This window comes from Snodgrassella alvi (assembly GCF_002777745.1).
Classification (GTDB): Bacteria; Pseudomonadota; Gammaproteobacteria; order Burkholderiales; family Neisseriaceae; genus Snodgrassella; species Snodgrassella alvi_D.
On the sequence record NZ_MEIO01000025.1, the window covers coordinates 201261 to 223771 of the forward strand.

A 22511-nucleotide genomic window follows, 5' to 3' on the forward strand; every position below is an offset into this window, starting at 1 on the left:
TATATTAATAAGTGTATGAAATTTAAACTCATAGATAAAAAAAATAAAATTGATTATTAAATTATCTAAAAAATATAAATAATGTAAGCAATTGTTTTAAATATTAAATCGTTTGTGGTGGTTCTGAATTGGTTTTAATATGAATTGCTATATGTGAAATTTAACTTTTTAAATATGAATATGTCAATTATCAGGAGATGAGCTTATGATTGAATCTTACAAACGTTTCTGGCATAACATTTTGAATTTTTCTGGCACATCCAATCGAGCTGATTATTGGTGGCCTATAGGAATAAATTATGTTCTTGGTATGATTTTAATGTATGCTGTTGAAAAAATGCTTGGGCATTCAATTAACGATATCTATACATGGGGTGATTGGACAATTAATTTTGTCGTACTTATGATTGGCCTTGTGGTATGGATTGCTACATTGTCATTAACGTTCAGGCGCCTGCATGACACAAACCGTTCCGCGTGGTGGATTCTGATTTCTCTGCTACCTTTAATTGGGCAAATATGGCTCATTATCCTGATGTTACTACCGAGTAAGCCTAATCGCTTCAGACAAGGATTCTTTTAATCTGCTTTTTTGATTGGTACTCAGATACAATACAAGTGATAAAATCTCCAGTTACTGTATTGTATTTTCTGTTTATAACCAGTCTGCTTCAGCAGCCATCTTCCACTTAGTGGAAAAGTGCTGCTGGGCAAAGAGAAACTGAAAAAGATTCATTTACAGCTAAAAAATTAATATACTGATAAGTTAAGTTGATCATCATTTAATATCTTTTTGTACTCTTAAAAAGGTGGGATTGATAAAAATCGGTGCTAGTAAGTGTGGCTAATGTCTATATACACTTCACGTAGACAATATCACCGTGTATTTTAGTGTTTTTATATTTAATTGGTGCCGTATTACTTAATATCTTATGAGATGGTATGATTTTCATCATATATCAAATCGGTAAATTGTCAGGTACAGTGTTGGTTAACATAAAACAACGGATTTAATCATGTCTGCATTAAGTCAGATTAAGTAATCGCCGTAACCATAAGATTTATTTTATTTTGATCGAGTAAAGGAATTTTGTAAATACCCCCAAGTTAGTATAGGATTCAGATAGAAAATTACGCAGCTTGTTTTAGGGTTTTATATTCACTCAGAGTCATATTATTTAATGTTTCATGAAGTCTTTCCGTGTTATAAATGGTTAGCCATTCTTCGGTTACCTGTATTGCTTGTTCCAGATTATTAAATAGATATAAATCTAGTACCTCTGTGCGATAGGTGCGATTAAATCGTTCAATATATCCGTTTTGATATGGGCTACCTGGTTGAATATAATCTATGGTTATACCATGTGATTTTGCCTAGTCGATGAATGTTTTTCCGGTAAATTCCAATCCATTATCCACTCGTACTGTGAGTGGATAGCCATGATATGTGGCCAGTTTATCCAGATAACGGGTAACCTACCAGCCGGTAAACTGACGCAATATCGATGCGATTAAAACATTTAGGAAAGCCCCAGCGTAAATGCCTATCCGTGAGCACTAAGTACTGACATAATCACAGAATTATCCGATAACTTAGGTTGATAACTAAGCACAGCGGTTTATGCCAACAATAGCGCAGCTCATGGCAATAGTGACAGAATGATTTTTCTTGCAGTTGCACAACAGCCTAAGCCTTACGTGTCCCAGTTGGTACTATATAGCTTTTTCATAATTTCCTCCTGATGCTGAGATTTTAAACTGAGCTCAGCAAACATCTGCTTAAGTTTATGATTTTCAATTCCAGTTGCTTTAAGCATTGATATCTGAGGTTTCCATACCACCCTATTTATCACGCCATTGATAGGAAGTTGAATTCCCCATACCATATTTATGGCATAGTTCTTTGATAGGGATACTGGCTTAAGCTTCTTTTAAAATAGCTACGATTTGATGTTTCAGTCATTCTTTCATGCTTAAATCCTCAATGGGTGAATAAAGAGAATTTCCTACTTTTATGTTGTACTATTTTAGGGGATAGTTACAATTTGATAATCAGTTGTTAGATAAATATTTCAATAAATTTAATATTCAACACACTCTAAGCAAAAAGGCTGTCCGTAGAATAATGCGGTGGCAAAGCGACTTTTAAAACCATAAAGCTATAGAAACAGAGTTTGTTAAAGGAAAAGAATTCGTGCGAATCGAAGAATTGCACTAATCCTTTGCTGTTTATGTTTATTGATATAATCATAAACAGTTACATTTATCGCTAGGTTATTTGTCACCGGTAGAATTTTACAAACAATCACACCTCAATTTTGTTGTTTAAATAAGTGTTACCATTCCAACATTAATTAAGACGGCACCCATTAAATATAAAAATCTAAAACAGGCAGTATAATTTTCTATGTGAATCGTGTTCTAACTATGGGGTAGTTACGGATATTAATTGTTATATTTTGTTTTGTAGCTAGTTTTTTAGATAAATATCCTTATTGATTTGATTTTATTCTGTGTTTCTGACATCTATTGTAATGGTTATGATTACATTTTGAATGATGGCAATGAAATTAGGTTAGTTGAAAATGTTGAAATGGCGGTGAAGAATATATGTTGGTTGTATGGGCTGGTGTTAGGTAGTGCTTACTTTAATATTAAAAGTTGATTTGGAGATTTTACGCATCTGGAAGCTGTTGATTTTTGCAGAACACGCTTCAGATGAGTAATTTAGCTTTTGCTGTTGCAAGAATATATTATACTGGGAGTTATGCAGAAGTTAGAGTTGGAAATTGATTAGTTTTCTGAGTAACTTTAGATATTTATTAGATTATAAGTTGAAATAAGTTAGGTTTTATAAAATGCCCGATAAAAAAATACAGCCTTAAGAGGCTGTATTTTTTATTTTGGTCGGAGTGAAAGGATTCGAACCTTCGACCCCTTGCACCCCATGCAAGTGCGCTACCAGACTGCGCCACACTCCGACTTCGTAAAGGTGGGGATTATAAAAGTAATCGTTTTACTTGGCAAGTACGCTATTCAAGTTATCAATTATTTTTTCGATTTGCTGACGGGTCTCTATGGCGTTTATAGCCGGATTGCCATCAGCATCCACCTGATTACGTGTAAACGGATCAAGATATGGTTTAAAGCTATCGCGCAATTGTCGAATTTTAATTACATCAGCACGGGTATAATGCCGGCCACCATAGCCAATAACTACGCCGTGGGTCTGCTGCCAAGCAACAAACTGTTCTGTACTGATGTCAGCAAGACGGCATAACTCATCTAGAGTGAAATACCGTTGTGCTGGAATGGGTAACAGTTGCTTAGGCTTGTTTTCCATTGTAGTGATCAACCATACCTTTCAATTTTTGTGATGCGTGGAATGTTACAACGCGTCTGGCTGAAATAGGTACTTCTTCGCCGGTTTTAGGATTACGTCCTGGGCGTTGTGGTTTGTCACGCAATTGGAAATTACCAAAGCCGGAGATTTTGATATGTTCCCCTTGTTCTAGTGTACTGCGAATTTCTTCAAAAAATAATTCTACAATTTCTTTGGCATCATGTTTACTCATGCCTGCAACTTTTTCTACCAGAATATCTGCAAGTTCAGCTTTTGTCAGCGTCATATTAAAACTTCTTTCTTTAAAGAGGGGGCTATTATCCCCAAATTAGTGTGTGTTTTCAAGTGTGTAAATTTTTAGCCAAGCAGCTTGTTCGATTATGCTTTTAAGTGCGTAATTGTGCACCAATTGTGCTGCCTATATCAATGAATTTTTTCATTATTTCTTCAACTTCTTCATCGGTTAGTGTTTGTTCGGTGCTTTGCAGAATAATTTTTATAGCCAGACTCTTGGTATTTTCAGCTATTCCTTTACCGCGATAAACATCGAATATTGATATTTCTTGAATTGCTGGATGCTTTACTGTGGCCAGTGTGTTAATTAACTGTTCGGCAGTAGTTTGCTCCGATACGATAAATGCCAGATCACGCCGTACTGGCTGAAATTTAGATACTGGCTGATAAGTAATTCTGGCCTGTGTTAATACGGCGCTTAAATCCAGCTCGAATAAAATGGGTGATTGGGGTAAATCATATTTTTGTGTCCAGCGTGGATGCAGCTCACCGATAACACCAATTACTTTATTATCAATAATGATTTCAGCAGTTCTGCCGGGATGTAAGGCTGGATGCTGTGCGGTACGATAATCAACTGTGTGTGCACTCAATAAGCCAGCAACATCATTTTTAACATCGTAAAAATCAACATTGCGTGTTGTTACAGCCCACTGCTCAGGCAGAACTGAACCATATGCCAACCCGGCAATTTTTTTGGTTTGAGTGTATTTTTCGTCTTGTTTATCAAATACGCGAGCTACTTCGAATAATCTTACTCGGTTTTGTTTACGATTAAGATTATTGTGCAGTATTTCAATCAGTCCGCCAAACAGGGTGGAGCGCATGACACTGAGCTGGCTGGCTATTGGGTTCTGCAAACGAATTGGGCTGGTATTGTCTGCCAGATCACGTTCCCATGCTTCTTCTACGAATGCATAGCTTACTACTTCCTGATAGCCGCAGTTTGCCAGCTGATGATAAATGCTGAATAAGGGTTTTTGTGTTTCTGGTAAGGCCACCATGTTTAATTTGCCATTGGTGTGGTCGTCTGGAATGTTTTCATAACCATAGACGCGGCCAATTTCTTCAATCAGGTCTGCCTCGATTTCAATATCAAAACGGAAGCTTGGTGCGGTTACAATAAAACCATCCTCACAAGTCTGTGGATTGAGCCCTAAGTGTTGCAAGATGATGTTTATATCTGCTGCTGCAATGGTAACGCCCAATACTTTTGCTACTCTTGCTGTACGTACTTTTACCTGTTTGGTGGTTGGTAATATGCCTGTTGCTTCAGTGATTGTGCCAATATCGCCGCCACAGATTTGTTTGATTAGGGTAGTTGCGCGTTCAATGGCTTCTTGTTGTAGGTTGAAGTCTACACCCCGTTCAAAGCGAAATGATGAGTCGGAACCAAATCCATATTGACGAGCTTTGCCGGCAATAATATCTGGTGTAAACCAAGCACTCTCGATAACAACATTTTGGGTATCAGTTGTAACTGAGCTGGCAGCACCACCCATTAATCCGGCAATGCTCAATACTTGTTTCTCATCTGCAACCACCAGTGTATTACTGTTTAAGGTAACTGTTTTTTCATTCAGACAGGCCAATGTTTCACCCTCTTGGGCTCGGCGGACAATCAGTTTACCGGTAATTTTGTCTGCATCAAACATGTGTAATGGCTGTCCCAGCTCAAGCATGACGTAGTTGCCGATATCAACCAGTGCGTTGATGCTACGCAGGCCACTGCGTTCCAGTCGCTGTTTTAGCCATGCTGGTGTGGCAGCATGTGAATTGACTCCGCGTACTACTCGGCTGAGAAAGCGGCCACAGTCTTCCGGGGCATTGATGCTAACTGGCTGGCAGGCCTCCGTTGTTGGCTGATTAGGAGTGATTTCTATTGGATTTAATACTGTCTGGGTTAGTGCGCCAACTTCACGTGCTATGCCTTTTATGCTCAGGCAATCTGCTCGATTTGGAGTAATTTTCAGGGTTAGTAAGTAATCATCTAACTCTAGATAATCACGAATATTATTACCAACGGGTGCGTCGGCAGGCAGAATTAGTAGGCCGTTTACTTCATCTGGCAAGCCTAATTCTTTTGCAGAACAAAGCATTCCATTGGATACCTGACCGCGCATTTTGGTGGGTTTGATTTTGAAATTGCCCGGCAAAATGGCGCCAGGTAAGGCGCAGGGTACTTTGATACCTGGCTGTACATTGGGAGCGCCACAAACGATTTGTATCAGTTCACCTGTACCTGCATCAATTTGGGTAATGTTGAGCCGATCTGCATCAGGATGCTTGGTTACTGTTTTAACTTCAGCAATGACTACGCCACTAAAGGCAGGGGCTGCCAGACTGGTTTCTTCTACTTCCAGTCCTGCCATAGTCAGTAAGTGTGCCAGCTGTTCGGCTGGCAATTGAGGATTAACCCATGAATATAGCCAATTTTGAGAAAATTGCATGATGCTTCCAGTATGTATTCTGTTGCGGTTTAATCCAAAAGTGTGGTGGTTATGCCTGTAATGATGGTTTACTTGATTATTTAATCAGTTTGGATGCTGCATCTTCACTTTTGGGTTTGATGTTATTTGCAGATGAATCTGCTGTAACAGGTATCAGGTTATTTTCAGCTTTTGTGCTGAAGCTAAAATCAGGAACAAATAAATGGTTGGTTTAATGCCATGGTTATTGCTCCTACCTTTTATTGTTTTTCGATTATGTGACAATTAATTTTAATCCTGAAACTGTTTCAGGAAGTTTAGATCATTATCGAAAAACAGGCGTAAATCGTTGATACCGTAGCGAAGCATGGCAAAACGGTCAAGGCCGATACCAAAAGCAAAGCCTGTGTATTTTTCGGCATCTATATTGACATTTTTCAATACGTTTGGATGTACCATGCCACAGCCACCCACTTCGAGCCAGCCGCGTTCACCCATTATGTCAATTTCTGCAGAAGGTTCGGTAAACGGAAAGAAGGAGGGGCGGAAGCGCACTTGTAAATCATCGCGCTCAAAGAAACGACGGATAAAATCTGTAAATACGGCTTTTAAGTCAGCCATGGTTACGCCTTCTTCAATCCACAAGCCTTCTGCCTGATGGAACATGGGGGAATGTGTTGCGTCTGAGTCTACCCGGTATACACGTCCTGGTGCAATAATGCGGATTGGTGGTTCTTTTTTGTCCAGCATGTAACGAATCTGGATAGGTGAGGTATGGGTGCGTAATACGTTTCCATTTTCTACATAGAAGGTATCTTGCATGGCACGCGCCGGGTGATTGGGCGGAATGTTTAAAGCCTGAAAGTTGTGAAAATCGTCTTCGATTTCCGGCCCGTCTGCTACGGTAAAACCCATGCTATGAAACAGTTCTACAATGCGCTGCAAGGTTAGTGTAACTGGGTGCAGGCCTCCCAGATTCTGGCCGCGTCCGGGTAGGGTAACATCCAGTGCTTCTGCGGCAAGTTGTTGTTGAAGTTTTGCTTCGTTTAGGACATCGCGTTGCTGGTTATATGCAGCCTGAAACTGGTTTTTGCACTCATTAATGTGCGCACCAGTGGTTTTGCGTTCTTCTGGTGACATTTTTCCCAGAGTTTTTAATAAGGCATTGAGTTCACCAGTTTTACCCAGATAGCGAGCTTTGACTAATTCTAATGCAGGTAAATCAATGGCTGAGTTAACAGCAGCGATGCCTTCGGCAACGATGCGGTTGGCGTTTTCCATAACGAGATTCTTTACTTAAAAATTAAACGAAGTAGTGTTTTTATGCTCTTTGCCTTGCTGTTGAATACGCTGGAATTTTTATCAATACCAAGCCTGAAATGGGCAAAACAGGCAATATAACACGCTATAATAAAATATGTGCTAAAAGGTTATTTTAACGCGAAATTCGTGTGGTCAACAATGCTGAACGATGGTTTGGTTATGATTGGGATTGTTTGATAAGGCTGGAATACAAAAAAAGGAAACCGAAGTTTCCTTTTTTCCCAAAACCTGTTTATCAGGCTAAAGCAGCTTTTGCTTGTGCTGCCAGTTGGGCAAATGCAGCCTGATCGAAAACAGCCAGATCAGCCAATACTTTGCGGTCGATAACGATGGCAGCTTTTTTCAAGCCATTCATGAATTTGCTGTAAGACAAACCATTTTGGCGAGCGGCTGCGTTAATACGCACAATCCACAATTGACGGAATTGACGTTTGCGCTGACGGCGGTCACGGTAAGCGTATTGACCGGCTTTCATTACTGCCTGTTTGGCAATACGATAGACGTTTTTACGACGGCCGCGGTAGCCTTTGGCTAATGCTAAAACTTTTTTGTGACGGGCACGAGCGGTAACACCACGTTTTACGCGAGGCATAGTTCAAACTCCTTAAGCGTAGGGTAACATTTTGTGGACAGAAGCCATATCGCGTTCATTCACCAGAGAGGTGCCACGCAATTGACGTTTGTTTTTGGTGGTTTTTTTCGTCAGAATGTGACGTTTGAACGCATGTGCGCGTTTTACACCACCGTTACCCAATACTTTAAAGCGTTTTTTCGCGCTTGATTTGGATTTCATTTTCGGCATGGGAAAACTCCATTGTTGTTTGATCAGGCGAGGGGTGGCTATAAATAGCACTTTAACCCACACACCACGGTTTTTGCCGCTTAAATATTGATTCATGCACAGCGGCGATGCACAAAGAGGGAAATTATAATATACCTGTGCCGGTAAGACAATATGGCAGTCATTATCTGCTATTTATGCATGTGCAACAGGTAAATATATTTGCTGTATGTGCCAATATATGAAAAGCCTCATTTTATCTGAGAAAAAATGAGGCTTTTTTATGACAGGCTGAAACTTAGATAATGGTTATTTCTTTTTCGGTGCAATAATCATTACCATCTGGCGACCTTCCATTTTAGGAAACTGCTCAACGGTGCCGATTTCTATCAAATCAGCTTGAATACGCTTGAGTAGTTCTGCACCCAAATGTTGGTGCGCCATTTCGCGTCCGCGAAACCGTAAGGTGACTTTTACTTTGTCGCCGTCAGTCAAAAAGCGGGTGATGTTGCGCATTTTGATCTGATAATCACCTTCATCAGTACCAGGACGGAATTTGATTTCCTTAACTTGCACCTGTTTCTGCTTTTTGCGCTGCTCGTCGCGTTTTTTGGCTTGTTCGTATTTGAATTTACCAAAATCCATTAATTTGCAGACGGGCGGCTTGGCGGTAGGGGCGATTTCCACCAGATCCACATCGTGCTCTTCAGCCAGTTTCATGGCTTGTTGAGTAGATACTACACCCAACTGTTCACCAGTTGGACCAATCAAACGCACTTCTTTGATGGTGATTTCACCGTTGATGCGTGCTTCGCGTTCTTGAGCGATGGTCGTACTCCTTATTCACGTTTAATGAAGAGACAAGGTTTCCTGTTTCAGTTGGGTAATGAATGTTTCTATATCCATCTGACCCAGATCTTCGCCGCCGCGTTTGCGTACGGCAACCTTGTTGTCCTGTTTTTCTTTCTCGCCTATGACTAATTGATAGGGTAGGCGTTGCGTACTGTTATCTCGGATTTTGTATCCAATTTTCTCATTACGCAAGTCTAAATGCACGCGGAAGCCTTCTGCGGTTAAACGCGTGGCAAGTTGCCGACAGTATTCGGTCTGTGCTTCGGTAATATTCATTATTACCATTTGTACCGGCGCCAGCCATAGTGGGAATGCACCGGCATGATGTTCAATCAGGATGCCGATAAAGCGTTCTAGTGAACCTAGTATGGCACGGTGAAGCATTACTGGGCGAGCACGGCCGTTTTCTTCAGTCACATATTCGGCACCCAGACGTTCTGGCAGAACAAAATCTAGCTGGATGGTGCCACATTGCCACGAACGACCTAATGCGTCTTTTATGTGATATTCCACTTTGGGGCCATAAAAAGCGCCTTCACCGAGTAATTCTTCCCAAGTAACGCCACAGGCTGTCAGGGCATCACGTAATCCTTGTTCAGCTTTATCCCAGATGGTATCGGAACCAGCACGTTTTTCGGGGCGGAGGGATAGTTTGACAGCTACGTCGTTAAATTCAAACTGGCGGTAAATGCGCATTACCAGTTCGTTGAATGCTTTGGCTTCGCTGACGATCTGATCTTCTGTACAGAAAATGTGTGCATCGTCTTGAGTAAATCCACGTACGCGCATTAGGCCATGTAGGGCACCGGATGGTTCGTTACGATGGCAAGAGCCAAATTCAGCTAAGCGTAACGGCAGATCACGGTATGAGCGTAAACCTTGATTAAAAATCTGGATATGGCCAGGGCAATTCATGGGTTTAACAGCATAAACACGTTTTTCCGATTCGGTAATAAACATGTTTTCTTTGTAGTTATCCCAGTGACCGGATTTTTCCCACAGACTGCGATCCATAATCATGGGCGTTTTGATTTCCTGATAGCCGGCGGCAGAGAGTTCGCGGCGCAGATGCTGCTCAATAATCTGCCACAGTGACCAGCCTTTTGGATGCCAGAATACCATGCCCGGTGCTTCGTCCTGCAAATGGAATAAATCCATTTGTTTGGCCAGTTTGCGGTGATCGCGTTTTTCTGCTTCTTCTATACGCTGGATATAAGCTTTTAGGTCTTCTTTGCTGGCCCAGGCTGTGCCATAGATGCGTTGTAACTGTTCGTTTTTGGCATCTCCGCGCCAGTAGGCACCGGAAAGCTTGGTCAGTTTGAAGTTTTTCAGGAAGCGGGTGTTGGGAACATGTGGCCCCCGGCACATATCAACGTATTCCTGATGGTAATACAGACCCATTGCTTTTTCTTCAGGCATGTCTTCTATCAGGCGTAGTTTGTAATCTTCATGGCGCTGCTTAAATACGCTGATTACTTCGTCACGCGGGGTAACTTTTTTGATTACATCATAATTTTGTGCAATCAGTTCTTTCATGCGTGCTTCAATAGCTGCTATGTCTTCGGGCGTAAAGGGGCGTTCGTACCAGATGTCGTAATAAAAGCCATCCTCAATTACTGGTCCTATAACCATTTTAGCTTCAGGATATAGTTGTTTAACGGCATGGCCGACCAGATGGGCGCAGGAGTGGCGAATGATTTCGACACCTTCTTTATCTTTTGCGGTAATGATGCTGATCTGTGCATCTTCTGTTACCTGATCACATGTATCTACCAGTTTGCCATTAATCTTACCGGCAATTGCGGCTTTGGCTAAGCCTGCGCCTATGGAAGCGGCAATGTCGGCTATGCTTAATGGCGCTTCAAACTGACGGACAGAACCGTCTGGCAGGGTAATGTTTAACATGCATACTCCACAAACAACAGACCAGGCTCGCTTGATACAAGTGAGAAAATCAGGTGGCTGCTTTTGATTATATTTATCAATTAAAGGGTTGGATAAAAGCGACAGCTGTTGGTTAACTTTCGCTTCGGGTAAGGAATTTATTTTAACGATTTGGATTTTGCTTGGCAATGCTTGCCCGGCGAAATGTGGTGGTTTCGGCTATAATCGGGTATTCTGTCATAATTATTGTTATTATATTTAATTATATGCTGAAGTTTACTTTACAGTGTACTGATGGTTTTGCGCGTCGTGGTACTCTGGAATTGAATCACGGTACTGTGGAAACACCAGTGTTTATGCCGGTTGGGACATATGGTTCAGTTAAGGCTATGTCGCCACGTAATCTGGAGGAAATCAAGGCGCAGATTATTCTGGGTAATACTTTCCATCTGTGGTTACGGCCGGGGCTGGATGTTATTCGTGATTTTGGCGGGTTGCACGATTTTATTGGCTGGAATCGGCCAATGCTGACTGATTCTGGTGGTTTTCAGGTATTTTCTCTGGCGCAAATGCGTAAGTTAACGGAAGAGGGGTGTACTTTCCGCAGTCCGATTAACGGAGATAAGCTGTTTTTGTCGCCTGAAATTTCTATGCAGATTCAAACTGTGCTGAACTCCGATATTGTGATGCAGCTCGATGAGTGTCCGGATGGAAATGTGGATGCAAAAGAAGCTGAGAAGTCTTTACAGATGAGTTTGCGCTGGGCAGAACGCAGTAAAAACGAGTTTGAACGTCTGAATAATCCAAATGCTTTGTTTGGTATTGTTCAGGGTGGTATGTATGAGGATTTGCGTGAGCAGTCTCTGGCTGGATTGGAGGAAATCGGTTTTCCGGGCTTGTCTGTAGGCGGACTATCTGTGGGTGAACCGAAGCCGGAAATGTACCGTATTTTACGGGCTATTGGACCTAAGCTGCCGGCGCATAAGCCGCATTATCTGATGGGCGTGGGAACTCCTGAAGATTTGGTATATGGGGTGGCATATGGTATTGATATGTTTGACTGTGTGATGCCAACCCGCAATGCACGCAATGGCTGGCTATTTACCCGCTTTGGTGATGTGAAAATCCGTAATGCGATTTATCGCCATGATCAGCGACCACTGGATGAAAGTTGCGACTGCTATACCTGTTGTAATTTCAGTCGTGCTTATCTGCATCATTTACAACGTGTCGGCGAAATTTTGGGTGCTCAGTTAAATACTATTCATAATTTGCGCTATTATCAGATACTGACTGCGGAAATGCGGCTGGCCATTGAGGCGGGTAAATTCAGTGAGTTTCAAACGTGCTTTCATGCTGATCGTGCCCGTGGCGTATTGTAATTAGATTTTTGATATTGCGTTGCTTTTCTTTGTATTACTAGTGAATATAATGGGTTGCTGATGGATTGGTATGCTATCGGCAATTTTCTTTGGATATTATTGGGTATAGTGGAGAAGTAGTATGGGTAAGAAAGCATGGTCCGGTCGTTTTCATGAACCGGTTAGTGAGCTGGTTAAGCAGTACACTGCATCAATATCATTTGATCAGCGTCTGGCACAATGTGACATTCAGGGTTCATTGGCACATGCGCAGATGCTACATCAGGCTGGTGTGCTGAGTGCGGAAGATTTGTCTGCAATTAATGCTGGTATGCAGGAAATTTTACAGGAAATAGCTGCCGGAAAAATTGACTGGTCGGTTGATCTGGAAGATGTTCATATGAATGTGGAACAGCTGCTGACACAGAAGGTGGGTGATGCTGGCAAGCGCTTGCATACAGGCCGTAGCCGTAATGATCAAGTGGCTACGGATATCAGGCTGTGGCTGCGTGAAGAAATTGATCATATTGTGGAACTAATTAGGGATTTGCAGTCCGCGCTGGTTGATTTGGCTGATAATAATGCTGAAGTGGTGATGCCTGGCTTTACTCATATGCAGGTAGCTCAGCCTGTTAGTTTTGGCCACCATATGCTGGCTTATGTTGAGATGCTGGGGCGAGATTGTGAACGTATGTTTGATTGTCGTCATCGTGTTAACCGGATGCCATTGGGTGCTGCTGCACTGGCAGGAACTACGTTTCCGATCAGGCGTGAGGTAACTGCGCAATTACTCGGTTTTGAAGCAATTTGCCAGAATTCTCTGGATGCTGTGTCTGATCGTGATTTTGCCATTGAATTTGCTGCTGCTGCGTCAATTTTGATGATGCACCTGTCGCGTCTGAGTGAAGAGTTGATTTACTGGATGAGTCCGCGCTTTGGTTTTATTGATATTGCTGACCGTTTTTGTACTGGCTCCAGCATTATGCCGCAGAAGAAAAATCCGGATGTACCTGAACTGGTGCGCGGTAAGAGTGGGCGTGTAGTGGGGCATTTGATGGGCTTGATTACTTTGATGAAGTCACAGCCACTGGCTTATAACAAAGATAATCAGGAAGACAAGGAGCCACTTTTTGATACGGTAGATACTCTGGTAAATACTCTGCGTATTTATGCGGATATGATGCGTGGTGTCAGTGTGAAACCTGAGAATATGCGTGCTGCTGTGTTACAGGGCTTTGCGACAGCGACTGATTTGGCTGATTATCTGGTTAAAAAAGGTTTACCGTTTCGCGATAGTCATGAGGTGGTTGCACGTGCGGTAAGATTGGCGGAAGAGCAGCAGCATGAGTTAAGTGAGTTACCGCTGGATGTGCTGCGATCATTTTCCACTTTGATAGATGAGGATGTGTATCAGGTACTTTCTCCTGAGGGTAGTCTTAATGCGCGTAGTCATGTTGGTGGTACGGCGCCAGCGCAGGTGCGTGCACAGGTTGCACGCTGGCGTGAGTTTTTACAAACTGTTTAAATTTTATTACGTTTGATGTTTTATGTAGTTAATTTAAAAATCAGGCAGATTAATTTCTGCCTGATTTTTTGTATTTGTTTGTTTGGAAAATTTTGTTTTGGCCGGTGATTTATTTTTAAAGAGTATTGTAAAATGTATTTTTTATTAACTGCTTAATTTTTATTGGTTTTATTTTTTGAAAAGTTGTGACTGAAAGATACTATAAAGGGGATTGTAGGGAATGGTGCTATTAAGAATGCTCATTTTAAAACCGGTGGGATGGTTATTATGTATGTGTTATTAATGCAAATACCTAACTGCATGAATGGGTCTTTAGTTTCTGTTTGCATTCTTGAATATCTGAAATTAATTTAAGAATTTATATTCAATTGTACATACGTGAGATTGACCAAGAATAAATTTAGTGATCAGGTTATAAAATCTTAATGAAAGAATAATTCAGGCATCTGAGAATTCATATGATTTAGTTTTGTTGTGTAGTTAATAAGAAAGATTCACGGGCTCTTAATTTATATTTTAAAAACTTATGTATTTTGGATGGCAGATGTGAATTCTTGTTGATATATTTTTGTTCTACGCAAATCTGTTATTGATGTTGATATTTAGCTTATGTTAGATCATAAAATGGTGGATTTTCAGCATAATCTGAATTAAATGTTAAAAATTGTTTGGATACAGTACCTATTTTCTTATAAATAGACTTCAGACAAAATCGTTTTCAGTTGAAATCTAGATAACGGCGAATTAGTAACTGAGATTAATATATTAGTTGATTATTTTATTTATAATTTATTGAATCTACGTGAATTTATATTGAAGATGGCTTAATGTTGCTGCATAATGGTTTTCTTCTGCTACCAAAATGTTGGCATAAGGTGATACTGTGATCGTTATGTGTTACTCATTTGTAATACTGGCGGAATTCTCAGGTTTTCATATGGTATCTGGTTTATCTGCCTCATGATTTTGCAATTTTGATAGATAAGATTAAATTTTTTTATAAGAAACAATATTTCGATAGGTTATTTCATAAAATTACCTTGGGAGTCTGGATTATCTGGCTATCTGTTGTATAGATAATAGTTTAGGCAGGTATGCTTAATTTTCTATTATGAAGATTTTTTCCAGTATATTTCATCAGTCTTAACTATCATTTGAATGGTATTGGAATCAACTCAGTTAATATAAAGGAAAAATTATTCAAAATATGCTGGTTATTTGTGTTTAATTAATTTACAATTATTAACCTGTTTGAATTTATCTTTGTTTTTCTTTATATTTTAAAGGGCTGTTATGCGATTGCAGATTACAAAAATGGTTTTGGTGCTGGCTGTGGCTGGGCTGGTATCGGCTTGTGGAAATAAGATAGAAGAATCACCCGATAAGATGGTTCGTGCTGGTATGCAGCGCATGATGACGGAAGATAATCAGTTTAATTTCACTGGTACTGTTAAACTGGAATTGGGAAATCAGGCAGGTGTAAACGCTGCAGATAAAAGTACCGATGTCATTGCGCATCAGGCAAGTGATGCTTCCGAGGAGCTATCTGAAGTAGAATCAGATTATTACAAACAGCAAATGGAATCTGTCAACAGGGTAATGGGAATAATTAGTAAATCAGTTTCGATTCCGGTTACTGGTGCGGTGGATATTAAGAAGGGACGTGTGGAAGTTATTCCAGAGTTTCGTTATGAAAACAAAAATGCACTAATTTCTTATAAATTTCCTGTTCATATAGATTTTAATAATCTGTCTGTATACATGGATGCTTCTGCAATCACTAATCTATCAGATATTACGAATGAACAATCTAATCCTCAATTAGTGATAGGTGAGCGATATATTCAGCTGGCTTTACCACAGGACAGAGTTCAGCATTTACCAATTGCTGACTTGTTGAAGAGTCTGCCTAAGGCTATTGATGATGGTTATGCTGCTATTGAATCTGGCGCATTTAGCAAGGTAGCCGTGGACGAATTTGGTAAAGGACTGGAAGCAAAATCTCAGGTTAGATTTAATTCAACCTATGCCATGAGTTTGAAATACGATGTTGCTATGCTGCAAAGTCTTTCTCAGGCTTTGAAGCAGGCTGCTAGTAAAGCTGGTTCAGATAGTAAGTATCAACCACAGGATTATGCAGTTTTACAAAATATTGTTGATGGTCTGATATCTGTCTATTCAGGTAATAATGGAACGGCGAATACGCCTTTTGGTTTTTATATGGCGCAATTGAAGAATAAGTCGGAACCAATTGTCTATAATTTCTATTTTGATTCCAAAGGTCGAGTTTTAGGTGTTCGCACCCAGATGACGTTACCGATGAATGAAATGAAGGGATTGAAAGGACCGGTAAATATTGATTATACAGTTCAGTATGAGTACAACGGAAATCCAAAATTTACTATGCAGCCTACGCCGCAGAATTCAGTTAATATTGGTTCTCGTTTAGGTTTATACTGATAATTAAGTAAGGTTTTTATTTGATTTAAATAATTTTTGGCCAGTATGCTTTGCATACTGGCTTTTTTATGTTGTGAAATCAGTTATTTTTATACATGGTTTGAATATTGTGATCGGGATAGTTAAAAACTGATGGTCGAATATATTAAGCTGGGTATAATATAAGCAAATTTTTATCGCAAAATAATGGTTTACCGTCATGAGGTTACTGATATGGATGTATTACGTCTATAAACGTCAGTTGCCAATGTATTTTGTTTCAGTACGGCAAATTAAAATACTATTCGGTTAAGTTGGCTTATCTACAATGAGTTTTGCTTTATATTTTATCCGCGCGGATGATGCTGATGTATAAGTTGTTTGAGGCGTTCATTGGCTACATGGGTATAGATTTGGGTAGTACCTATATCGGCATGTCCCAGTAATAGCTGGACTACACGTAAGTCTGCACCATGGTTAACTAGATGGGTGGCAAATGCATGGCGCAAACCGTGGGGACTGAGATGGTGAATGCCCGCTGCACTGGCATATTTAGTGACAATCATCCACGCCAGCTGGCGACTAATGGCGGTTTTTTTCTGGCTGACAAATACAGCATCACATGCTCGACCTTTAAGTAAAGCTGGACGAGCGTGAGTAAAGTAATTTTGCAGCCAGTCTGTTGCTTCTTCACCCAGCGGTACCATGCGCTGTTTATTTCCTTTACCAATGGTGCTTAGCAAACCGTTATGTAAATCAATTTCGTTAATGTGCAAATTAACTGCTTCGCTAACACGTAAGCCCGTAGCGTACATTAGTTCTAATAAGGCTTTATCGCGCAGGCCATGTGGTGTTTCGGTATCTGGAGCCGCCAATAGGGTTTCTATTTGGGCTTCAGAAATAATATCGGGCAGATGTTGGCCTTTTTTAGGCATTTGTAGCTGCTCGGTAGGTAAATCCTGACGCCGGTTGTATTCCTGCATCCAGCTGAACAGACGTTTACATGCTGATAAAGCTCTTGCTTGTGAAGACGGTTTTTCACTATCGATAAATATTGTGGCAGCGAGCGATAAAGCATCTACGTTGAACCAGTTCATATCCTTTGGCTGCAAACGACGTGCTATTTTGTTCAGATCGCGCCGGTAGCTCTCCAGTGTATTGAATGCCAGTTGTTCGCTTAGCCATAAGTGTTCAAGCAGCGACTCTATTGGTTCAAGCAGTTCTGGCGGTAAAGGTTCGTTTACCATGTTGCTCCTTCATGAGTGAGCAACCAACGTTTAATATTGAGCTCGAAAGAATTATTACTAAGGCTGAACCCGCCTAAACCGCTAGCAGATACAACCCGATGGCACGGAATGATAATTGGCAAGGGATTTTTGCCACAAGCCTGCCCAACTGCTCTGGCTGCACTACCCAGTATACGAGCAATATCGCCGTAGGTGACTACCTGACCATAGGGAATACTGGCAATTACTTGCCAGACACGCTGCTGAAATACGGTACCAGCAGATGAGGGCGGGTAATTAAATGCTTGCAGTTTGCCAGAAAAGTAGGCATCAAGTTGTTGAGCCCAGAATCCTGTCAGTTTGGGCAGGGTTTCTGTCATGGTTGTCTGCCAGTGAATTGCTTGTAGTTGCTGCTGCTGATTAAATTCCAGAATCAATGGGCAGCAGGGCGCATGATAGGAGAAGCTAGGCATGTTGTTGCAGGGTATCTAAAACGATTTGGGCATGGCCGGCTGCCTTAACTTTGCGCCACTCATGAATGATATTGCCATTCGGATTCAGGATAAATGTGCTTCTTTCTATACCGAATACTTTTTTGCCATACATGTTTTTTTCTTTGAGTACATCGAACTGGTGGCATACTGTTTCTTCGCAATCTGACAATAGGATAACGTTGAGTTCATATTTGCAGATGAAATTGTGATGGCTTTTTTCTGTATCGCGGGAAATTCCGATAACGTTATAACCTAGTCGTTTGAATTGTGGCAGTAGTGCACTGAATTCTTGTGCTTCAGTGGTGCAACCGGGTGTGTTATCTTTCGGGTAAAAATAAACTACGGCTGGCAGGTGTTCGGCAATGTTAAAATTGTTGCCATCGGCATTGGGCAGGCTAAACAGCATGGATTTTGACATTGTATATTTTCCTTTGTAAGTATTTTGTTTCTACAGTCAGTTGCGAATAAAGGCAGTGATCAGGGGATCGTTGCCAATCAGGCGGCTGCAGTGTCCATGGATGTTTGGGTCGAAAGTGGTACCTACGGGTAAGGTATCGGCAGAATAAAAATGTTCTCCGGGACCAAAACGGCGGGTGCTACCGTCACGCAGGCCAATTTCCATGATTCCTTGTAACACAAATAGCCATTGTGGTTTATCGGTACAGTGAAAATCACTCTGAAAACCAATTGGGCTATGGCGTAATTGTAAACCTTCTGCATTTAACCAAGGTGACAATTGGCTTTTTTCATTGCCTTCGTTTAATTCAATTTTTTCTTCTTTGAAGCGGGCATAGCCATCGCTATCGGTATATAAAATGACTTTGGTAAATGTTGTCATGGTATTTTCTGATGTCTTTATGGTAAAAAATCAGTGCAGGATATTTCAAGTCTGCACTGATGGGTAACTTAATTAACCAATAACGCCAAGGCTGTCGTCTTTGGATGGGGTTTGGTTATGTTTGGGTATGAGCCATATGGTTGCAATGATGTCTAAAAGATAGATAGATGCTAGTAAACATAAGGCTGCGTAAAATGACCATTCTTTGACGAAAAAGCCGATAACCAGTGGTCCGAAACCGCCTACACCACGACCAAGGTTGAATAATACATTCTGGGCAGTGGCACGAACATGTGGTGGAAAATTATCAGATATGAGTGCACCATAGCCGCCTATCATGCCATTTACAAATAGTCCCATAATGGCACCACAGATAAGTAATGCGGTTGGATCCTGTAACTGGGCATATTGTGCCACCATGATAAAGGAACCAATCTGGTAAATCAGGAAGATTTTCCAGCGGGCAAAGTGGTCGGCCAGAAAGCCGAATAGCCAAATACCGATAATCATGCCGATTACGGTGACTGCTGTCCAGTTACCGGAAGCGGTCAGGCTGAAACCCAGTTTATTGGCCAGATAGCTGGGCATCCAGATCATTAAGCCGTAGTAACCAAAGTTTTGTACTGCACACAGGATAAAAATACCCAGACTGGTTTTGGCTGTTTGCCGGTCTTTAACCAGTAAGCTCAGCCGTGCTGAAAATGACAGTTCGCCTTTGGCTTTGTGTTCACGGGTAAACTGTTCCGGTTCGCTGGTATCATGACGGATAAAGTAAGATGCTACAGCAGGGAATAATCCTACCAGAAACATGCCGCGCCAGCCGATAATATTGAGCAGGAAAGGTGTGATGAAAGCCGCAGCCAGTACGCCAAGTTGCCAGCCAATGCCGACAAAAGCTGAAGCGCGGTTGCGTTTTGCTGCTGGCCATACTTCAGCAATCATGGCCATACCGATACCGAATTCACCGCCCAAACCCATGCCGGCCAGTGCGCGATAAATCAGCAGGTCGTAATAACCCTGAGCAATGGCACACAGGCCGGTAAATACGGCAAACATAAGGATGGTGAGTGATAGCATGCGTACTCGGCCAAAACGGTCGCTCAGGTGACCAAACACGATGCCACCGATGACGGAACCGATTAATGTCCATGTTACTAGTGAACCGGCCTGTGAGGTATTCAGTCCAAGGTCGGCACTGATAGCACTGAGCATGAAGCCTAGTATCAGTAAGTCAAAACCATCCATAGCGTAACCGCTGATTGCGGCAACCATGGCTTTTGCGGGAGTTAATTTTTTTCTTGATTGATTCATAAGGGATTTATTGGCGGGAATCTAAGATGTTAATAATGGGTTTACCTGTTTGTACGGACTGGGTTATTTCATCTGTATGTAGCAGGGTTGTTAAGGAGGAAAAATTTTCACGATCAAAGGCAATATCGCCACCGTGTGGTAGTTTCTGTCCTTGTTGCAGGCCGGTGAAGTTGAATAATCTATAGTCTGCTAGATGTGAGGGTACTACGTTTTGCAGTGCTGAAAACATGGATTCAATGCGACCGGGAAACTGTTTATCCCATTGTTGCAGCATCTCTTTAATAACCTGTCGTTGCAGATTAGGCTGAGAGCCGCACAGGTTGCATGGAATAATCGGGAATTCCTGCATTTGTGCATAGCGAATCAAATCTTTTTCTTTAACGTAGGCTAATGGTCTAATAATGATGTGCTCACCATTGTCAGATAACAGTTTTGGCGGCATGGCTTTGAGTTTGCCACCATAGAACATATTCAGAAACAGGGTCTCCAGAATGTCATCGCGATGATGACCCAAAGCTATTTTGGTACAGCCATTTTCTTTGGCAACGCGATACAGAATACCACGGCGTAAACGGCTGCACAGGCCGCAGGTGGTTTTGCCTTCATCTATAACTCGTTTGACTACGCTGTAGGTATCTTCTTCGATGATTTGAAAAGGTACGCTCAGACTATGTAAATAGTCGGGCAATATATGAGCAGGAAAGCCGGGCTGTTTCTGGTCAAGATTAACGGCCAGAATTTCGAATTGTACCGGTGCGGATTTCTGTAGCCTGAGCAAAATGTCTAGTAATGCATAGCTGTCTTTGCCGCCAGAGAGGCAAACCATGATTTTATCGCCCTCTGCAATCATCTGGAAGTCATTAATGGCAGCGCCAACCTGATGCCGGAGTCGTTTGATTAGCTTATTGTTTTCGTATTCGCGTTTGGGTGTATGAGACATGGATGCAGTACTAATTTAAGCAAATAGCCGCCATTGTACAATAATTAAAGGTCGGCTGATGTGGCTCAGCCGACCTGTGATAAAATTTACAATAATTAAAAGAAAATTTTTAGCTTCTTTTTGCTGCTTCTTTATCCAACTCAAATATCTGGTGGAGCACTCGGGTAGCCAGCTCCAGATATTTTTCATCAATTAACACGGATACTTTGATTTCTGAAGTTGAAATCATCTGGATATTGATATTTTCTTTAGCCAGTGTACGGAACATGGTAGAAGCAATGCCAACATGTGAGCGCATACCCATGCCGACTATAGATACTTTACATACGGTATCATTGCCACAAACTTCACGGGCACCGATTTTTTTCTGTACTTCATGCAGGATATCCAGAGTGTTTTGATAGTCACTACGTGGTACGGTAAAAGAAAAATCAGTGGTACCGGCAGAACCGACATTCTGTATTATCATGTCCACTTCTATATTGGCATCGGCTACAGCACCGAGTATCAGTGAGGCCATTCCAGGGGTATCCGGTACACCGCGCACATTAATTCGTGCTTGATTTTTATCAAAAGCAATCCCGGATACTGCCGCATGTTCCATCATATTCTGATCCTCTTCAAACGTAATTAATGTGCCTTTGCCACTGTTCTCAAGACTGCTTAAAACGCGTAGCCGCACTTTGTATTTGCCGGCGAATTCTACCGAACGGATTTGTAATACTTTACTGCCCAAACTAGCCAGTTCCAGCATTTCTTCGAATGAGATGGTGCTAAGGCGTCGTGCCTCGGGCACTACACGTGGATCGGTGGTATAAACGCCATCTACATCTGTATAAATCTGACATTCATCGGCTTTCAGTGCTGCAGCCAGTGCTACTGCTGAGGTATCAGAACCACCACGGCCGAGTGTAGTAATGTCATTATTGGCATTGATGCCTTGAAAACCGGCAATAATGACAACTTTGCCTGCATTCAGATCGGTACGGATGTGTATTTCATCTATTTCATCAATCCGCGCTTTGGTATGGGCACAGTCGGTTTTAATTGCTACCTGCCAGCCGGTATAACTTTTGGCATCCACTCCAATGCTATGCAGTGCCATGGCCAGCAGGCCGATTGTCACTTGTTCGCCCGTTGATAGCACAACATCCATTTCACGTGGATTAGGCTTTTCCTGAATTTCATGTGCCAGTGCTACCAGACGGTTGGTTTCTCCACTCATGGCGGATACAACCACGACAACATCATCACCATTGGCTCTGGCCTGTGCTACTCGACGCGCTACATTTTTTATACGCTCTACAGTTCCTACCGAGGTACCGCCGTATTTCTGTACGATTAACGCCATAATACTGCTTGCTTTCTGAGTTGTTTTAATGTCTAAAAAGGAGAGACTGTGTTAACACTGCCTACTTGATTATCCTGCCAGGGCGTTCTTTTTAGCATTTTTATCATGCAAAAACAAGAC

The 22511-nt window shown here is 41.6% G+C and carries 20 protein-coding genes and 1 tRNA gene; 4 read left to right on the plus strand and 17 right to left on the minus strand.

Features of this window, described 5'->3' with window-relative positions; all coding sequences use genetic code 11:
• Window positions 1–205 precede the first annotated feature (205 nt).
• Window positions 206–583 (plus strand): DUF805 domain-containing protein, encoded by a 378-nt coding sequence (locus BHC51_RS02010; RefSeq protein ID WP_100153188.1) that lies wholly within the window; start codon window positions 206–208, stop codon window positions 581–583.
• Window positions 584–1131: 548 nt separating this feature from the next.
• Here the strand turns inward: BHC51_RS02010 and BHC51_RS13240 are convergent.
• The 10 genes from BHC51_RS13240 to thrS form a co-directional block, all read right to left on the minus strand.
• Window positions 1132–1359: an integrase core domain-containing protein gene (locus BHC51_RS13240; RefSeq protein ID WP_100153204.1), complete on the minus strand. Its 228-nt coding sequence runs from the start codon at window positions 1357–1359 to the stop codon at window positions 1132–1134.
• A gap of 1545 nt (window positions 1360–2904) precedes the next feature.
• Window positions 2905–2981 (minus strand) — tRNA-Pro (locus BHC51_RS02025).
• Between the two features lie 35 nt (window positions 2982–3016).
• Entirely contained in the window at window positions 3017–3343 is a 327-nt protein-coding gene (locus BHC51_RS02030; RefSeq protein ID WP_100153189.1) for a hypothetical protein, read from the minus strand.
• Entirely contained in the window at window positions 3327–3629 is a 303-nt protein-coding gene (locus tag BHC51_RS02035) for an integration host factor subunit alpha (protein ID WP_100098866.1), read from the minus strand. Before BHC51_RS02035 ends, BHC51_RS02030 begins: the two co-directional genes overlap by 17 nt.
• 100 nt (window positions 3630–3729) lie before the next feature.
• Window positions 3730–6105: a phenylalanine--tRNA ligase subunit beta gene (gene pheT, locus BHC51_RS02040; protein WP_373885677.1), complete on the minus strand. Its 2376-nt coding sequence runs from the start codon at window positions 6103–6105 to the stop codon at window positions 3730–3732.
• A 252-nt stretch (window positions 6106–6357) separates the two neighbouring features.
• Window positions 6358–7347, minus strand: a complete 990-nt coding sequence (gene pheS / locus BHC51_RS02045) for a phenylalanine--tRNA ligase subunit alpha (protein ID WP_100153191.1) — start codon at window positions 7345–7347, stop codon at window positions 6358–6360.
• 277 nt (window positions 7348–7624) lie between these two features.
• Window positions 7625–7981, minus strand: coding sequence for a 50S ribosomal protein L20 (rplT, locus tag BHC51_RS02050; protein WP_025330521.1), 357 nt, complete (start codon window positions 7979–7981; stop codon window positions 7625–7627).
• A 12-nt stretch (window positions 7982–7993) separates the two neighbouring features.
• Entirely contained in the window at window positions 7994–8191 is a 198-nt protein-coding gene (rpmI, locus tag BHC51_RS02055) for a 50S ribosomal protein L35 (protein ID WP_100098926.1), read from the minus strand.
• A gap of 288 nt (window positions 8192–8479) precedes the next feature.
• Complete coding sequence (infC, locus tag BHC51_RS02060) at window positions 8480–9013, minus strand: translation initiation factor IF-3 (protein WP_257384754.1); 534 nt, start codon at window positions 9011–9013, stop codon at window positions 8480–8482.
• A 6-nt stretch (window positions 9014–9019) separates the two neighbouring features.
• Window positions 9020–10927, minus strand: a complete 1908-nt coding sequence (thrS, locus tag BHC51_RS02065; RefSeq protein ID WP_100153193.1) for a threonine--tRNA ligase — start codon at window positions 10925–10927, stop codon at window positions 9020–9022.
• Between the two features lie 245 nt (window positions 10928–11172).
• Between thrS and tgt the strand changes: the two genes are divergently transcribed.
• The 3 genes from tgt to BHC51_RS02080 all read left to right on the plus strand — a co-directional run bounded on the left by tgt (window position 11173) and on the right by BHC51_RS02080 (window position 16252).
• Window positions 11173–12288 (plus strand): tRNA guanosine(34) transglycosylase Tgt, encoded by a 1116-nt coding sequence (gene tgt / locus BHC51_RS02070; RefSeq protein WP_100123997.1) that lies wholly within the window; start codon window positions 11173–11175, stop codon window positions 12286–12288.
• Between the two features lie 121 nt (window positions 12289–12409).
• Window positions 12410–13792, plus strand: a complete 1383-nt coding sequence (argH, locus tag BHC51_RS02075) for an argininosuccinate lyase (RefSeq protein ID WP_100123985.1) — start codon at window positions 12410–12412, stop codon at window positions 13790–13792.
• Between the two features lie 1332 nt (window positions 13793–15124).
• The gene (locus BHC51_RS02080) at window positions 15125–16252 is read left to right on the plus strand and encodes a hypothetical protein (protein ID WP_143558732.1); all 1128 of its coding nucleotides are present in this window, start codon (window positions 15125–15127) and stop codon (window positions 16250–16252) included.
• 326 nt (window positions 16253–16578) lie between these two features.
• On the opposite strand, the gene xerD is transcribed toward BHC51_RS02080, so the two are convergent.
• The 7 genes from xerD to BHC51_RS02115 all read right to left on the minus strand — a co-directional run bounded on the left by xerD (window position 16579) and on the right by BHC51_RS02115 (window position 22391).
• The gene (gene xerD, locus BHC51_RS02085) at window positions 16579–17478 is read right to left on the minus strand and encodes a site-specific tyrosine recombinase XerD (RefSeq protein WP_100098874.1); all 900 of its coding nucleotides are present in this window, start codon (window positions 17476–17478) and stop codon (window positions 16579–16581) included.
• The gene (locus BHC51_RS02090) at window positions 17472–17930 is read right to left on the minus strand and encodes a methylated-DNA--[protein]-cysteine S-methyltransferase (protein ID WP_100123987.1); all 459 of its coding nucleotides are present in this window, start codon (window positions 17928–17930) and stop codon (window positions 17472–17474) included. Before BHC51_RS02090 ends, xerD begins: the two co-directional genes overlap by 7 nt.
• Window positions 17923–18369, minus strand: a complete 447-nt coding sequence (locus tag BHC51_RS02095; protein ID WP_100123988.1) for a peroxiredoxin — start codon at window positions 18367–18369, stop codon at window positions 17923–17925. Before BHC51_RS02095 ends, BHC51_RS02090 begins: the two co-directional genes overlap by 8 nt.
• Window positions 18370–18405: 36 nt before the next feature.
• The gene (locus BHC51_RS02100; protein ID WP_100123989.1) at window positions 18406–18789 is read right to left on the minus strand and encodes a hypothetical protein; all 384 of its coding nucleotides are present in this window, start codon (window positions 18787–18789) and stop codon (window positions 18406–18408) included.
• A gap of 72 nt (window positions 18790–18861) precedes the next feature.
• Window positions 18862–20100, minus strand: coding sequence for an MFS transporter (locus BHC51_RS02105; protein ID WP_218966109.1), 1239 nt, complete (start codon window positions 20098–20100; stop codon window positions 18862–18864).
• A 7-nt stretch (window positions 20101–20107) separates the two neighbouring features.
• Window positions 20108–21040 (minus strand): tRNA 2-thiocytidine(32) synthetase TtcA, encoded by a 933-nt coding sequence (gene ttcA / locus BHC51_RS02110; RefSeq protein WP_100123991.1) that lies wholly within the window; start codon window positions 21038–21040, stop codon window positions 20108–20110.
• Window positions 21041–21149: 109 nt separating this feature from the next.
• On the minus strand, window positions 21150–22391 hold the full coding sequence (locus tag BHC51_RS02115) for an aspartate kinase (RefSeq protein WP_100153195.1): 1242 nt from the start codon (window positions 22389–22391) through the stop codon (window positions 21150–21152).
• Window positions 22392–22511 lie beyond the last annotated feature (120 nt).